This window comes from Sphingorhabdus sp. EL138 (assembly GCF_945862485.1).
Lineage (GTDB): Bacteria > Pseudomonadota > Alphaproteobacteria > Sphingomonadales > Sphingomonadaceae > Sphingorhabdus_B.
In genome coordinates this window covers 41,306-54,420 of the sequence record NZ_CAMAYF010000006.1, presented here as the reverse complement: position 1 = coordinate 54,420, position 13,115 = coordinate 41,306, and the positions used below count along the sequence as shown (strand labels likewise).

The following is a 13,115-nucleotide window of genomic DNA, read 5'->3' as shown; positions in this document are numbered from 1 at the left end:
AACCCTCACGGCGCGTCCTACCAAAACAAGTTCAAGATGACGGGTGCGGTTACGCCACCCGACGCCTGAAAATAAAGAAGGCCGCAGCAAAGCCGCCTGCGACGAGCAGGCTCAACCACAATTCCTGCGACGCGGCTGGATCTAGGCCCTTTGCGACCAAGATGACCAACATCGCCGCCATCGCGATATAAGTGCCAAAGGGGTGAAACCACATTTTGATTTGTAGCCGTTCTGTGGCCTCCGCCTCATATTTACGGCGCAGCTTCAGCTGTGCGCCAGATGTCATAAGATACAGAAGAAGCATGGTCACGCCGCAGCTATTGATCAGGAAGCTGAACACCACATCGCGTGATACCGCGTCGGCGGCGAGCGCGACATAGCTAAATAGGCTGGCGATCAAGATGGCACGCGCCGGCACTTTGCGATTGTTGACCTGCACCAGCCACTGCGGCGCGTCCTTATGCTTTGCGAGGCCGAACAAAGCGCGTGAGGTGACATATAGGCCGGAGTTCAGACATGATAGCACGGCGACCAAAACCACAGCCTCCATAATCAATTGACCCGCCGGTAAGCCCATATAGGCAAGCGTGGTGGCAAAGGGCGACACCTTGGGTACGATCTCGGTCCAGGGCACTATGGATACGATGAGGAAGATGGACAGCACATAGAAGATAAGGATACGCATCGTGACCGACACGGTCATGCGGCCGATGACCTTGGAAGGCTCTTCGGATTCGGCAGCTGCGATGGTCGCGATTTCGGCGCCAACAAGGCTGAATATGGTCGAGGTGGCTGCCGCCAGCACAACGCCCCAGCCATTGGGAACAAAGCCGTCATGCGCCGTCAAATTGCCAAAGGTCGCGCCGCTACCGGAGGTTAGGCCAAAGGCCCATGCGGCGCAGATTAGAATGAACACAATGATCGCGGCGACTTTGATCGACGAAAACCAGAATTCAAACTCACCATAAGCGCGCGCCGACATTAGGTTTACCGCGGTCAAAATCGCCATCAGAGCAATGCCGATGCCAAGTTCGGGCACGGCAGGAAACCAGCCATGTAATATTTGCGCGCCAGCAATCGCCTCAATCGCGACAACCACGACCCAGAAATACCAATAAAGCCAGCCGGACATAAAGCCCGCCAAATGGCCCAGCCCAGCGCGTGCAAAGTCCGGGAAGGTTTGCACACCGTCAACGGCTATTGCCATTTCGGAGATCATGCGCATGACCAGTAAAATGATGAATCCTGCAATGGCAAAGGAGAAGACGGCGGCGGGTCCGGCCTGGCTGATTGTGGTGGAGGAGCCGACGAACAGCCCCGCACCAATGATGCCGCCAATGGCGATCATCGAAACATGGCGGGACTTCAAGCTGCGCGACAGCTCCACGCCGCCATTGGTTTCGGTTGCCACATTATGTGCAATGTCCGTCATATTTCCCCCCCAACCTATTCGTCGCACCAGCGCAGGCCATTGCCTATCTCGCCGGTCACTCATTTTCGAAAGACGTCATGGGCATCACGCTAGTCAGCGCACAGCAGGCAAGCAAGAAGTTTAGCCCCGCGTGCGCCGGACATTTAGCGCACGGTGTTTCCACCCTTCATCACATGGGCAACATTTTCCAATATATGGATATCGGCAAGCGGGTCGCCATCCACCGCCACAAGATCGGCAAAGCGCCCGGGTGCGATGCTGCCTAGCTCCTTGTCCTTACCCAATAATTCTGCTGCGCGGATTGTGGCGCTTTGAATGGCCTGCATCGGGGTCATGCCGTAACGGACCATATAGGCAAATTGCCGACCATTTTGGCCGTGCGGATAGACGCCGCTGTCGGTGCCATACGCAATATTGACGCCCATTTTGACGGCCTGGGTAAAGCGGGCCCGCTGTACATCGGTGGTCTCGCGGTTTTTACGGAGATATTCCTCAGGCCATTTCTCGCGCGTCCCGATGTCGTCAATATAATCGCCATTATAAATATCCATCACCAGCCAGGTGCCGCTGGCTTTCACCATAGCCAGTGCTTCATCGTCAATCAGGCTGGCATGTTCGATGGAACGGACGCCTGCGCGGATCGCGTTTTTAATGCCAATCGCGCCATGGGCATGTGCGGTGACGAATTTGCCCTTTGCCTTTGCGGTTTGCACGACCGCGCGCAGTTGCACTTCGCTCAGCTCCGGCTCGCCAGGCTCGGTGCCGATGGCAAGCACCGCGCCGGTAGCGATGGTTTTAATAAAGTCAGCGCCTTGCTCGATAAGAAATGCTGTCTTCGCTGCGGCTTCTTCGGGCGTGCTGGCAATGCCAAGCCGCATGTCAGCCGGCAATTCTTCATTGGGCACAACGCCGTTCAATTCGCCGCCACCCTTGGGCAGGGTGATATAGGCACCGGCAACGAACATGCGTGGCCCGGGCATATGTCCAGCGTTGATGGCATCACGCAAGGCGATATCAGTTAGTCCCCGATAGGTGCCGACATCGCGGACTGTCGTGAAACCAGACTCTAACGTCAGCCGGGCATTGTGCGCGCCGATCAATGCCGTCGCCGCAGGTGATGTTTTGATGGGCAGCGCGAGGTCCGCGCTCTGTCCGGCGTCCGCCAAATGGGTGTGCAGGTCAATCATGCCGGGCAGAACGGTGAACGCCGTCCAATCCAGCCGTTTCGCGCCCGTTGGCGTCGCGCCGCAGGGTGTGACAGCGGTTATCCTGTCATTGGTGATGCTGATGCATTGATTGGTGCGTACAATGCCAGCTTGGACGTCAATGAGCTTCCCCGTGGCAACATATAGGTCGGACGCCTGCAGTGGCGTTGCCATGCTCATTACAAGCGCCGCCAATGATGTCAGTACGGGCGCGAAACCCACATCACGGCTCCAAAAGCGCATGGCGTTCGTTACCTTTTTTTGGTGATGCGGGTGATTTCGCGTTCGACCATCGCTTCGACGATGGCTGGCAAATGGGTGTCGAGCCAATCTTTCAGCATCGGCCGCAACAGATCGCGCGTCATCGCCTCAAGCGACGTTTCGCCTGACCGGACAATTTGCGGTGCTGCACCAGGTTCAGCAAGGGTTTGCAACGCAGAAAAGCTGTGGCGCAGGCTCTGCGCTTTATTGGTATCCAGCAAAACTTCGCTGCTGCTCGGATTATTATCGGTGTCGGTTAGTTCAAGGACTTCATCTTGCCCGGCATCCGCCGCAGCGGACTTTGGCGCGGACTTGGCGACCGGACGATTGCGGTCATCATCGGCGATGATGCGTTTGATCGAGGCCAAAATTTCATCCATCGAAGGTTCGTTCCGGCCGTCAGCCATATTCTCAGCCCTTGCTTAGATTACCGGATTCTACCGTCGGTAACAATTGGCTCTATCTCTGCCTTTTGCGCAGCCGTGTCAACGGTCCGGGTCGATTGGGTAACTGGATCCGGCTGTGATGACCAGTCGCTCCAAGCGCCATCAACCTTTTGATAGTCAGCGACGGGATCGTATAATGTACCGCCTTCAAGGCCCAAATCGCGCGCTTCGGCTTTGCCCATCGCGGCCAACAAAGTGAAACCGGCGACATAGGCGTTGCGGCGCGCGGCGACCAGTTGAACCTTGCTGTTCAGCAATTCTTGCTCAGCGTTCAGTATGTCCAATATGGTGCGGTTACCAACGCCATTTTCGGCGCGGGTGCCTTCAAGCGATAACTCGTTTGCGGACACTGCGCGTTCGGAGGCGGCGATGACATCCAACGCTGCCCGCCAGCTCGCGTAAGATGCGCGGGTCTGGGCAATCACTTCACGCTCCGCGGCGATTTCCAGTTCCTGCGCCTGGCCAAGCCGGGCCTGCGCTTGACGAATTTGCGCGGCGGGCTGCCCACCTTGATACAAGGGCAAAGTCGCACGCACGCCCGCTTGGGCGTTTAGCGCGCTGTTGTCCGCCACGAAGCCAGGAATATTCGATGAGATCGAATTTAAGGCATTGGAGTAAGATGGGGATGTAAAGACGCTTATTGTGGGCAGACGCGATGCATTTGCAGCGCGGCGGTCAAAACGGGCGGCCTCACGGCTTTCGCGCGCCGCGATCAAATCCGGATTACTGTCCAGCGCCACGGTTACCGCGCTGTCAGGCGTTAATGGCAAATTGGGCAGCGGTGGCGGCGCCTGCAATTGCCCGGGTTCACGCCCGACCAATTGGATATAAATCTCTTTCGAACGGATCAGATTGGCGCGCGCTGTTTCCAGATTGCTGGTTGCCAGCGCCAGCCGCGCTTCGGATTGCGCAACATCGGTGCGGGTCAGGTCACCTATCTCAAACCGGTCACGCGTGGCATCCAGATTTACCGACAGCACGCCAACCTGAGCGCGGTTCAAATCGACAATCGATTCATCACGAATAACATCCATATACGCGCCGACCACCGCCGAGAAGATGGCGCTTTCGGTGCCACGCAAATTGGCAAAGCCGGCCTCAACCCGGTTTTCCGCCGCGCGCACCGCATTTTTAATGCCCCCGCCCGCATATAAGGGCGCGGAAATTGTACCGTTAATGTTGATGCCACGGGCCTGAACCACGGATCCGCCGCTGTCCTGCAGGACATTTTCAACATAGTTTGGCTGCACCGTGATGTCCGGGCGGCCATTGGCCTTGGCCAAAGGAACACCTTCGTTGGTTGCGCGCTGTCCCTGACGTGCTGCGGTTAGATTGGGGTTGGTTTCATATGCTGACACCAAGGCGTCACGCAAAGTGTCGGCGTTGGCCGGCGCAGCCAATCCGGTGGACGCCAGTAAGGCAGCCATGATCAGACGACGCGCGCTCAAAACACGAACTCCGGTTTGCGAGCAAAAGCCGGCAGCGGGGCAATCTCGCTATCCTCAAATGATTTCAACGCAATTTTCCCCTTGTGAACATAGCCCTTGGCCAAGCGCGTTACCAAACCTTCGACGATACCGGTCACCAATCGCGCACCTTCGGCTGCGAGACTAACCAATGCGGCGGGTAGCTCTTCGGCCGCGCCGTCAATGATGATCAGAGAATATGGAGCCGCAGATTGCGCTGCTGCAACATTGTCCGCCGTTACAGAAACGAGAGCGTTGACCCGTGTACGCAGTATCGCGGCTACATAACCATCCTGCTTGCCAACCAACAAAACATGATCGTCTGGACGCACATCCGCCGCCTGTAGCAGCAAAGCGGTAGACACGCCGGGGTTGAGGACAGATCCATCGTCCAGCGCAATTGACCGGTCCATATAGGCTGTGGATCGGTGGGTGAGCGGTGCAAAATCCTCACGCGGGATGCTGCCCATCGCCGCCAGCACCCATAAGTCGGTTACGCCGCTTGTGCGCAGCTGGCTGTCCACCATGGACCGCCGCATTTCTTCAAAATTCACTGATTCCATCGGAATATTTCCATTAACTTGCTGGCCATGTGGCACGGCTGTGTTGCAAACACAATACAGCCTTTGAGTCTGGTTCTAGCCAGCCTTGCCCGTTACGCCAAGCGGGATTCAGACAAACAGCCTATTTCAGGTTGCAAATAGCAACTTTTCCGCAGCTTGTGGCGGCTGGGGCACAAGGCGTCAGATTGCCGGTTGCATTGAATTGGTCAAGCCGCTAAACGCCCGCCTTCACCACATAATGGCATTGCTGTTCAGGCAAGTTATTGTTCAGGGGCCCGATGGCGGAGTGGTGACGCAGAGGACTGCAAATCCTTGCACGCCGGTTCGATTCCGGCTCGGGCCTCCAAGCATATTCTATTTAAAGCCCAACGGACATCTTTAACCCCTGAAGCTGCGCGTTTCAGAGAGCCTGGAGCCGTGCCGACGGGCTCGGCTGCGGTACCAATGGCTGCGGACTCAGCGTCATCAATGACCTCGTGCCTATGAGCGGACATGTCCTATGACGTATTGAACCAGTTTTCCTACGTACTTGAAATTTTTACTATCGCGACCCTAGGCAAAGTCGGGAAATAATACCCCCTTAGTCCTTACAGGGTCTAAGCTGAAGTGTCGCGCCAGCGCATCGCTTGCAAATTGTTCAAACCGCGTCGTAGGCTTAAGATCGCGACCCTCATACAATTGTGACGCCTTCAGTCCTGGCCAATCAGCTACGATCTTTCCGCCATTTGTCAAAGAACCACCAAACAGCATAGCCGCCGAGGCCGTCCCATGGTCAGTGCCGCCTGTACCGTTGAAAGCAACGGTCCTGCCAAATTCAGTAGCGACCATAACCAGAGTATTGCTCCACTCACTAGCAAGGGTATCACGGAGTGAACCCACAAGCGCATCGAGTTGACCAAGCGCAGCATTTAACCGCCCTTTTTGCTGAAAATGCGTGTCCCAGCCATTTGCTTCCAGCATCACGACGCGGGCGCCATTGGGGCCATTCATAAGCCCCGCCGTCATCTGACCTAGTGCTTTTCCGCCCCTCAGCGCCTGATCAGCAGGCGGGCCGGCCATGGCTTCGGCAGCCTGTGCGCCGCTCCATAAAGCTGAAAGTTGTGCATCTTCTGCATATAGATTGGTCAAACGTGCCATGAGGTCTGAATTGGCGTCTTGCATACGTGAGGGTGCGTAACTGTTTGCCGCGATCGGTCCACGCAACGCAAGCGGCACTGCGGGTGCGACCGCCAGACCTTTGGCACCTTCACGGGGCAACAGCGTCAAAAGCCGCCCAAGCCAACCGTCGTCCCGACCATATGGGCGCTCCCCGCCGGACTCCAAAATGTTCTGCGCGTCAAAATGCGATCTTTCACGATAACCCGACGCAAGTGCGTGGCTGAAACTGGCCTGTTTCAGCGCAAATAGCTTCGCACTTTCGCCCATCGCAGGATGCAGCGTGAACATAGTGTCGAGTTGCAAACCCGCTGCTGCATCCGCTGCCAAATCTCCCCGCGCACGCAGAAAGTCTGGATCTCCTGTCGGCGCCAACGTCGCCAATCCATCGGCCGCGCCGCGCTGGATGATGAAGACGAATTTCTTGTCCGTGCCGGGCGCAGCCCAACCGACCCCTGGGAAAGCGGCAACACCCAAACCCAAAACACCGGAAGTCACAAAATAGCGTCGGTTCAGCATGGCCCTATCTCCGCAAAAATTCAGGTGACAACAACAACAGCGCGAGCCCTTGGGACGGACTTTCGGCGCGTGCGATGCTTTCGGCTGTCATGGCGCTTAGTTGCGTGGAGAGGATGCGCGGCGCTAATGTGCGGGCATCCACGCGGTTAGCGCTGCGTTCGGCGATCCGGCTTGCAATCTCGACACGTCGCATAAGCGCTGCACCCCCAGCCCAGTTTTCAGTCATGTCGCTAAATCCTGCAGGCGAACCCGGCTTCCAGATGGGTTGCCCCATTTGCGCCAGCATGTTTGCGCTTTGCCTATTGTTAGGAAGTTCTCGGACATTCAACGCGCGGAGCGAGGAGATTACCCAGTCCCACGGCGATTTGAATTTGACTTGCTTGGGTAGCCACATTTCTGGCGAATCAATCAACGTGCGATAAAGCTTAGGCAAATCGCCACCGCTTTCCAGGAAGCTTTTTTCGAGCCGTGCAACCAATGATGATTGCGGAACGTCAGCAGCAAAATGTTGCGCGAGTTTTGTCGCAATATGCTTTGCCGTTGCGGGGTGTGTGGCAATGTCGGCCAAAATGGCCCGCGCTTGCGCTTCACCTTGCTGGCGGTAACGCCGGCCGATGACATTGCGATCGCCCGGTTCATGAATGGCTGCGAAAAACTGGCTATCGCCATCCTTGCCATTCTGGGCCAAAAAACGCTGGACTGGCCCCTTCGCCATCCCGCCAACTGTAAAACCCGTCAGGGCGCGCGCAAATTCGGTGACATCATTTTGATCGTACACGGTGCGTGCACCGAGCGTGTGCAGCTCCAAAATCTCCCGCGCCAGATTTTCGTTCAGGCCTAATTTTCTGTTGCGTCGCGCCGCGACCTGAGCCGCCAATGGGCTATTGGGGCCAATTGATTGCGCCTGATCCAGATAGAGCAGCATCGCGGGATGGGTGACGGCAGCGAACAGCAAATCTGAAAACGTCCGCATGATGTTTGGCCGGATAGCAGTAAATTCATAATCACCCGCCAGAGCAAGCACTGGAAGCTTGTCTATCGATACTGCAAAATGGTTCGACCAAAAATGCACCAACCGCTCTGCAAAGTCTGTGTCGCTGGTAATCGCGGCGTCAATTCGGGAATCTACTGCGGCAACATATTGAAGGCGTAACGTGTTGACCACTTTCTCAATTTTGGCAGGATCAATTTGTGTCATACTGTCGACGGGCATTGTCGCGGCGGCATCTTTTCCGGCGACTTGAGGATCTTTGGGGTCGAGCTGATAATCGCGAAAGCTTGCCGCAATGCTGGCCCGGCTTGGCTGGCTGGCAGAGGCCGAAAGTGCGGGGTCATATTTTTCGATCTGGGATTTTAACCAGTTCGTTGGGCTGGCTGGCGCGCTGGCAGACGGTCTTGCACCGAGGCCAAAGCGATTCAGAGCTATAGCAGCATTTGTCATCATGCTCTCTCCGGAACATAGAGTGTTCGGCGCACCTTATCTGCAGATGGTGTGATACGCAACTGATATGCCCACCGAATGGATGGACGAAACGACCTGCTAGGGTTCAACCATTTATCGGCCTGCTCGTTTCCATTCGGACGGGCAACTATGGCGGTTGTTGCTTGAAGACACACCGCATTGGCTGTCGCTCGTAGCCTGAAAACCCGCGCAATGACTGGGCGGTTCACATTGCGAATGACATCAACATAGACACGTTTTGACAAAGCTTTTACCGACGCGTGATGGACATTCTTGATATCGCTTTTGCAGAGACCCGCCGTTTTCTCAATTCACTCGGCACACGGCCCGTTGCCTCGCGCGGCACAGCGGACGAGATACGCGCGCCTTTGCCTGCGCAATTTCCCGAATGCGGAATGCCGGCCAATGATGTGGTGCGCGCGATTGCGGCAGCAGCCGAACCGGGGCTTACGGGCAACGCGGGTGGACGCTTTTTTGCATGGGTGAAAGGCGGGGCACTCCCCTCGGCGCTGGCCGCGGACATTATGTGCTCTGCATGGGACCAGAATGCGGTACTCGCCTCCACCAGCCCTGCTGGTGCGGTTCTCGAAGAGGCTGCCGGCCGTTTCCTGCTCGACGCTTTGCGTTTACCGGCGGATGCCAGCTATGCCTTTGTCACAGGGTGCCAGATGGCGCACGCGACGGCGCTTGCTGCCGCGCGTCATGCTGTTCTGGAGCAAAAGGGTTGGGACGTGGAGGCAAAGGGGCTTCATGGCGCGCCTGAGATCCGCGTGCTCGCCAATGCTCATCATCATGCTTCGGTGACCAGAGCATTGCGCCTTTTGGGTTTAGGTAGCGATTGTATCATGCCTTTGGGTGGAGGCGGGCCTGGTCTCGTGGCACCGGACGTGCTGCGCGCCGCGCTTGCCGAAGCGCCCGATGCACCGACGATCGTCATTCTCAACGCAGGTGATCTCAACATTGGCGCGTGCGACGATTTTGCGACATTGTGTCCGATTGCCCATGCCGCCGGAGCATGGGTGCATGTAGACGGTGCTTTTGGACTTTGGGCGAATGCCAGTCCACGCCTGTCCGCTTTGGTTGCCGGAGTGGAGCGCGCCGACAGTTGGGCCACCGACGGGCATAAATGGCTGAACACGCCTTATGACTGTGGAATGGCCATCACGCGTCACGCCCGTGCGCATAGTGCCGCGATGCGTATGACCGCTGCCTATCTGACCAATGGCGGGCCTGTGCGCGACCCTATGGACTTTACGCCAGAATGGTCGCGCCGCGCCCGGGCCATTCCCGCATTGGCGGCTTTGATGGAGCTTGGCCGTGACGGCCTTGCGGGGATGATTGAACGGTGCTGCGATCATGCGGCGGCAATTTATGATGGTATCTCGGCGCTTGAGGGTGCCACAGGCATCGCGCGTCCGACAATGAACCAGGGCTTGGTGCGCTTCGATTCGAAAGATGGCGCAAATATTAGCGACGCCGTTATCGCGTCTATCAATGCCAGCGGCGAAGCCTTTTTTAGCGGCGGCATTTGGAACGACGAGCGCGTGATGCGGATCAGTGTTTGCGGCTGGAATACAAGCGCTGACGATGTCGCGCGGACAGTGGCGGCCGCACGCCTTGCTTTATCGGGCATGCGATAAAATCGCCAGCGCCAAGCAGAGCCTGGCGGCCACGCCAGTTTCTTATTTTACATAATGGTTCAAGCCTATGGACTTTCGCTAAATTTGTGAGAGTATCCGCCTATGAGCTTTACTGAGCATCCGCTGCGCCGCTGGGCTGTTGATGAAATGCGGTTGCGTCGTTTTGCCCCCGTTGCTGCGCATAGCGAAATTTATCAGGTTGTTCGCCTCATCGAACCTGATGAACGCAATGCGGAGGATCGTTGGCTCATAAACGCGCGGCCTGATTTTGATGACTGGGCCCTCGCGCCGCGGCATGGTTCGGGGCATACGCTTGGCGGTATTCATTTTCTATGGGAACGGCACACCGAAGCCAGCACGTTAACGCTGATTTTTCCGCCAGAAACCCCTGAACCTGTTCGGCATAATTATATTCAATGGTTGGAGAATTGGCCGGGGGGCGTTGTGCGCGCGACGCAAATACGTGTTGTGCCCAGCATAGAAAATATTGATGCTGAATTGTCCGCAATCGGCATTTCGACCGATGAAATGGTCTGTTGCGATATCAATGCTGGCATGCGGCTTTGGTCCGATTTCAGCATTCATGGCGACGGATATGGCCGACTGCTTATCACTGCAGGTGATGTAGGCGAGGGCGAGCGTGGTCGCATCATTCAGCGGGTTCAGGAACTGGGTAATTACCGAAATCTTGCCTTGCTGGGTTTCCCGGTGGTGCAGCAATATGGCCCCCAGCTTGACCAGTTGGAGCATCGCTTGTCGGACCATGCCCGCCGTGTTGCTTCGGCGGATGAAGATGATGAAGTCTTGCTCAATGATCTCGCTGCCATTTCGTCCGAGCTTGAACTCATTCGTTCGGCAACCGGTTTCCGGCTCAGTGCGACGGCAGCTTATGCCGAAGTCGCGGCGGACAGGCTTTCCGCGCTGGATGTCCAGCCGATATTGAACTTCCAAAGCCTTACCGACTTTACGGAGCGACGGCTGGTGCCGGCATCGCGGACCTGTTCTGTATTCCGGAAACGCCTTAGCGATATTGCCGAGCGCATCTCTGGCGTCATGCACACGCTGGATGTGCGTATTGACAGCCGGATAAAGGCGCAGAACCTTGTTCTAATGCGGTCGATGGAGCGCTCAACGCAGCTTCAGTTGCGTCTACAAACCTTGGTGGAGGGGTTGTCGGTTATTGCGGCTGCTTATTATCTCGTTGGTCTCATTGCTTATATGACCAAGGGCGTGGCCGCGACCAAAGGCGGGTCAAGCAGCGAGATACTTGTTGGCGCTGTGACCTTGCCAGTGGTGTTGCTGATTTACCTCTTTGTAAACCGCCTCAGGCACAAGGTTTTAAAGGAAAGTGACGAGGAAAATGCGCATACGGAAAAGACCGGATAGTTCTGCATAATGGCCTTTCCATGGGAGTTGTTGTGGGCTAAACTTTCAAACTTGTTGAGTATGTAAGACATCGGCTAACTGGCCAATAAAGAGGCGACAGGAGAATCTATGGTCAACACAAAAGCAATAGCTGGTCTGCTGGCTTTATCTGCAATGCTTGCCGCATGCTCAGGTGGTTCGGATGGCGACGCTGATACATCAGCGCAGGCAGAAGCATCGGCCCCAGTTGCTCCTGCGGGTCCCCCAGCTGCAACTGACATGAGCACGCTTGATGGTTCCACATTGGCCAATTTCGCGGGCAATGCCGTCAATGGCAAGCTGGTATTCGCGCAATGCCGTATGTGCCATGTGACCGACGCTGGCGTGAACAAAATTGGTCCATCCTTGAATAACATTATTGGACGCACGGCTGGAACAGTACCGGGATATACATATTCTGCGGCAAATGCGGGCGCCGGCTTTGTTTGGACCAAGGAAAAATTGTTCCAGTTTCTGGAAAAGCCACAGCGCGTCATTCCGCAGACGAAGATGATCTACGCGGGTCTGCCAGATGCGCAAAAGCGTGCAGACCTGATCGCATATCTCGAAACACCTAATTAATTTTTCACTCTACGAGACAACACAAAGGCCGGGTCATCCCCGGCCTTTTTTGTAGGCGCACAGCAGGTGGTCAATAGCCTCTTCTGAACGGGCGCTAATGCGGCCTGTAACTTTTCGGCTCCACGCTGGTTGAACCAAGCCGCGCTTCAGGCGTTAGCTTTGTCCAGTGCACATAAGGAGACGCTACATGAGAATAGACAAGCAAGACGCACGGGCATTGACTGGGTCACAGTCATTGGGTGACGCGGCCGTGCGCGAAACATTGGAGGCGTTATTGGCAGCGCCCGAAGAATGGGATGAAACCGCTCCAGCAAAAACTGAACTGTTCAGAACATTTCACCGGATCTGGAACAGCGAAATGATGGCGCCATTGGAATCGCGCGGTCGCAGTGGTGTGATCGCCCAATTCCCCGTGCAGCGCCGGCAGAGTTTGCTGCTGGCCACGGTTGAAGGCTTTACGGTCGAAGATGCGGCCATCATTTTGGGCGTGGGCCAAGAGGATGTACGCCAACATGTTCAGGCGGCACGCAGCGCGATCCAAGATGCGCTGTCAGCGCGCGTGCTCATCATTGAAGATGAATCGATTATCGCGCTGCATATCAAGCAGATTGTGGAAAGCCTTGGCCATGAAACAATTGCGATTGTTCGCACCCGGGCAGAAGCTGTCGCAAAGGCGCGGGATGAACGGCCGGAATTGGTGTTGGCGGACATTAGTCTTGCCGACGGATCGAGCGGGATCGATGCGGTGAAAGACATATTGGCTGAACAAACGGTGCCTGTGATTTTCATTACCGCCTTTCCGGAACGCCTGCTTACCGGCGAACGCCCTGAACCGACCTATCTGATCACCAAGCCTTTTGAACCGGAGACCGTCATCGCCACCATTGGCCAGGCGTTGTTGATGCACCGGGATGTCGACATAAATTCAAAAGCTGCATGATTTTTGGGAACAATGTCTGGCAACCGCAGTTTGCTTTTGG

At 56.2% G+C, this 13,115-nt stretch carries 11 protein-coding genes and 1 tRNA gene; 5 read left to right on the top strand and 7 right to left on the bottom strand.

Annotated elements, in window-relative coordinates; genetic code table 11:
* Positions 1-49 precede the first annotated feature (49 nt).
* From Q0O33_RS04340 to Q0O33_RS04320, 5 genes are all read right to left on the bottom strand, one after another.
* The gene (locus Q0O33_RS04340) at positions 50-1,432 is read right to left on the bottom strand and encodes an amino acid permease (protein ID WP_295496549.1); all 1,383 of its coding nucleotides are present in this window, start codon (positions 1,430-1,432) and stop codon (positions 50-52) included.
* Positions 1,433-1,575: 143 nt separating this feature from the next.
* Positions 1,576-2,817, bottom strand: coding sequence for an amidohydrolase family protein (locus tag Q0O33_RS04335; protein ID WP_295496665.1), 1,242 nt, complete (start codon positions 2,815-2,817; stop codon positions 1,576-1,578).
* Between the two features lie 71 nt (positions 2,818-2,888).
* Complete coding sequence (locus Q0O33_RS04330; protein ID WP_295496546.1) at positions 2,889-3,305, bottom strand: DUF2497 domain-containing protein; 417 nt, start codon at positions 3,303-3,305, stop codon at positions 2,889-2,891.
* Positions 3,306-3,325: 20 nt separating this feature from the next.
* On the bottom strand, positions 3,326-4,792 hold the full coding sequence (locus tag Q0O33_RS04325; protein ID WP_366048241.1) for a TolC family outer membrane protein: 1,467 nt from the start codon (positions 4,790-4,792) through the stop codon (positions 3,326-3,328).
* Positions 4,789-5,373, bottom strand: a complete 585-nt coding sequence (locus Q0O33_RS04320; protein WP_295496543.1) for a protein-L-isoaspartate O-methyltransferase — start codon at positions 5,371-5,373, stop codon at positions 4,789-4,791. Before Q0O33_RS04320 ends, Q0O33_RS04325 begins: the two co-directional genes overlap by 4 nt.
* 272 nt (positions 5,374-5,645) lie before the next feature.
* On the opposite strand from Q0O33_RS04320, the gene Q0O33_RS04315 reads away from it, so the two are divergent.
* A tRNA-Cys gene (locus Q0O33_RS04315) sits at positions 5,646-5,719 on the top strand.
* Positions 5,720-5,925: 206 nt separating this feature from the next.
* Here Q0O33_RS04315 and Q0O33_RS04310 read toward each other — a convergent pair.
* Both Q0O33_RS04310 and Q0O33_RS04305 read right to left on the bottom strand, forming a co-directional pair.
* A complete protein-coding gene (locus Q0O33_RS04310) occupies positions 5,926-7,047 on the bottom strand; it encodes a DUF1501 domain-containing protein (protein WP_295496539.1) in 1,122 nt (373 codons plus the stop codon).
* A 4-nt stretch (positions 7,048-7,051) separates the two neighbouring features.
* Positions 7,052-8,491, bottom strand: coding sequence for a DUF1800 domain-containing protein (locus tag Q0O33_RS04305; RefSeq protein WP_366048239.1), 1,440 nt, complete (start codon positions 8,489-8,491; stop codon positions 7,052-7,054).
* A 281-nt stretch (positions 8,492-8,772) separates the two neighbouring features.
* Here Q0O33_RS04305 and Q0O33_RS04300 point away from each other — a divergent pair, with 281 nt between their 5' ends.
* The 4 genes from Q0O33_RS04300 to Q0O33_RS04285 all read left to right on the top strand — a co-directional run bounded on the left by Q0O33_RS04300 (position 8,773) and on the right by Q0O33_RS04285 (position 13,075).
* Positions 8,773-10,149, top strand: coding sequence for a pyridoxal-dependent decarboxylase (locus tag Q0O33_RS04300; protein WP_295496537.1), 1,377 nt, complete (start codon positions 8,773-8,775; stop codon positions 10,147-10,149).
* Positions 10,150-10,251: 102 nt separating this feature from the next.
* Positions 10,252-11,535 carry a DUF3422 domain-containing protein gene (locus Q0O33_RS04295; RefSeq protein WP_295496534.1) on the top strand — a complete coding sequence of 428 codons (1,284 nt, stop codon included), beginning with the start codon at positions 10,252-10,254 and terminating at the stop codon, positions 11,533-11,535.
* Between the two features lie 108 nt (positions 11,536-11,643).
* On the top strand, positions 11,644-12,135 hold the full coding sequence (locus Q0O33_RS04290; RefSeq protein ID WP_295496531.1) for a cytochrome c family protein: 492 nt from the start codon (positions 11,644-11,646) through the stop codon (positions 12,133-12,135).
* A gap of 187 nt (positions 12,136-12,322) precedes the next feature.
* The gene (locus Q0O33_RS04285; protein WP_295496528.1) at positions 12,323-13,075 is read left to right on the top strand and encodes a response regulator; all 753 of its coding nucleotides are present in this window, start codon (positions 12,323-12,325) and stop codon (positions 13,073-13,075) included.
* Positions 13,076-13,115: the final 40 nt, after the last annotated feature.

Excerpts from the sequence above, each read along its gene's own strand:
- Q0O33_RS04340 (WP_295496549.1), bottom strand. The coding sequence starts at position 1,432 with ATGACGGACATTGCACATAATGTGGCAACCGAAACCAATGGCGGCGTG.
- Q0O33_RS04335 (WP_295496665.1), bottom strand. The coding sequence starts at position 2,817 with ATGAGCATGGCAACGCCACTGCAGGCGTCCGACCTATATGTTGCCACG.
- Q0O33_RS04330 (WP_295496546.1), bottom strand. The coding sequence starts at position 3,305 with ATGGCTGACGGCCGGAACGAACCTTCGATGGATGAAATTTTGGCCTCG.
- Q0O33_RS04320 (WP_295496543.1), bottom strand. The coding sequence starts at position 5,373 with ATGGAATCAGTGAATTTTGAAGAAATGCGGCGGTCCATGGTGGACAGC.
- Q0O33_RS04310 (WP_295496539.1), bottom strand. The coding sequence starts at position 7,047 with ATGCTGAACCGACGCTATTTTGTGACTTCCGGTGTTTTGGGTTTGGGT.
- Q0O33_RS04305 (WP_366048239.1), bottom strand. The coding sequence starts at position 8,491 with ATGATGACAAATGCTGCTATAGCTCTGAATCGCTTTGGCCTCGGTGCA.
- Q0O33_RS04300 (WP_295496537.1), top strand. The coding sequence starts at position 8,773 with ATGGACATTCTTGATATCGCTTTTGCAGAGACCCGCCGTTTTCTCAAT.
- Q0O33_RS04295 (WP_295496534.1), top strand. The coding sequence starts at position 10,252 with ATGAGCTTTACTGAGCATCCGCTGCGCCGCTGGGCTGTTGATGAAATG.
- Q0O33_RS04290 (WP_295496531.1), top strand. The coding sequence starts at position 11,644 with ATGGTCAACACAAAAGCAATAGCTGGTCTGCTGGCTTTATCTGCAATG.
- Q0O33_RS04285 (WP_295496528.1), top strand. The coding sequence starts at position 12,323 with ATGAGAATAGACAAGCAAGACGCACGGGCATTGACTGGGTCACAGTCA.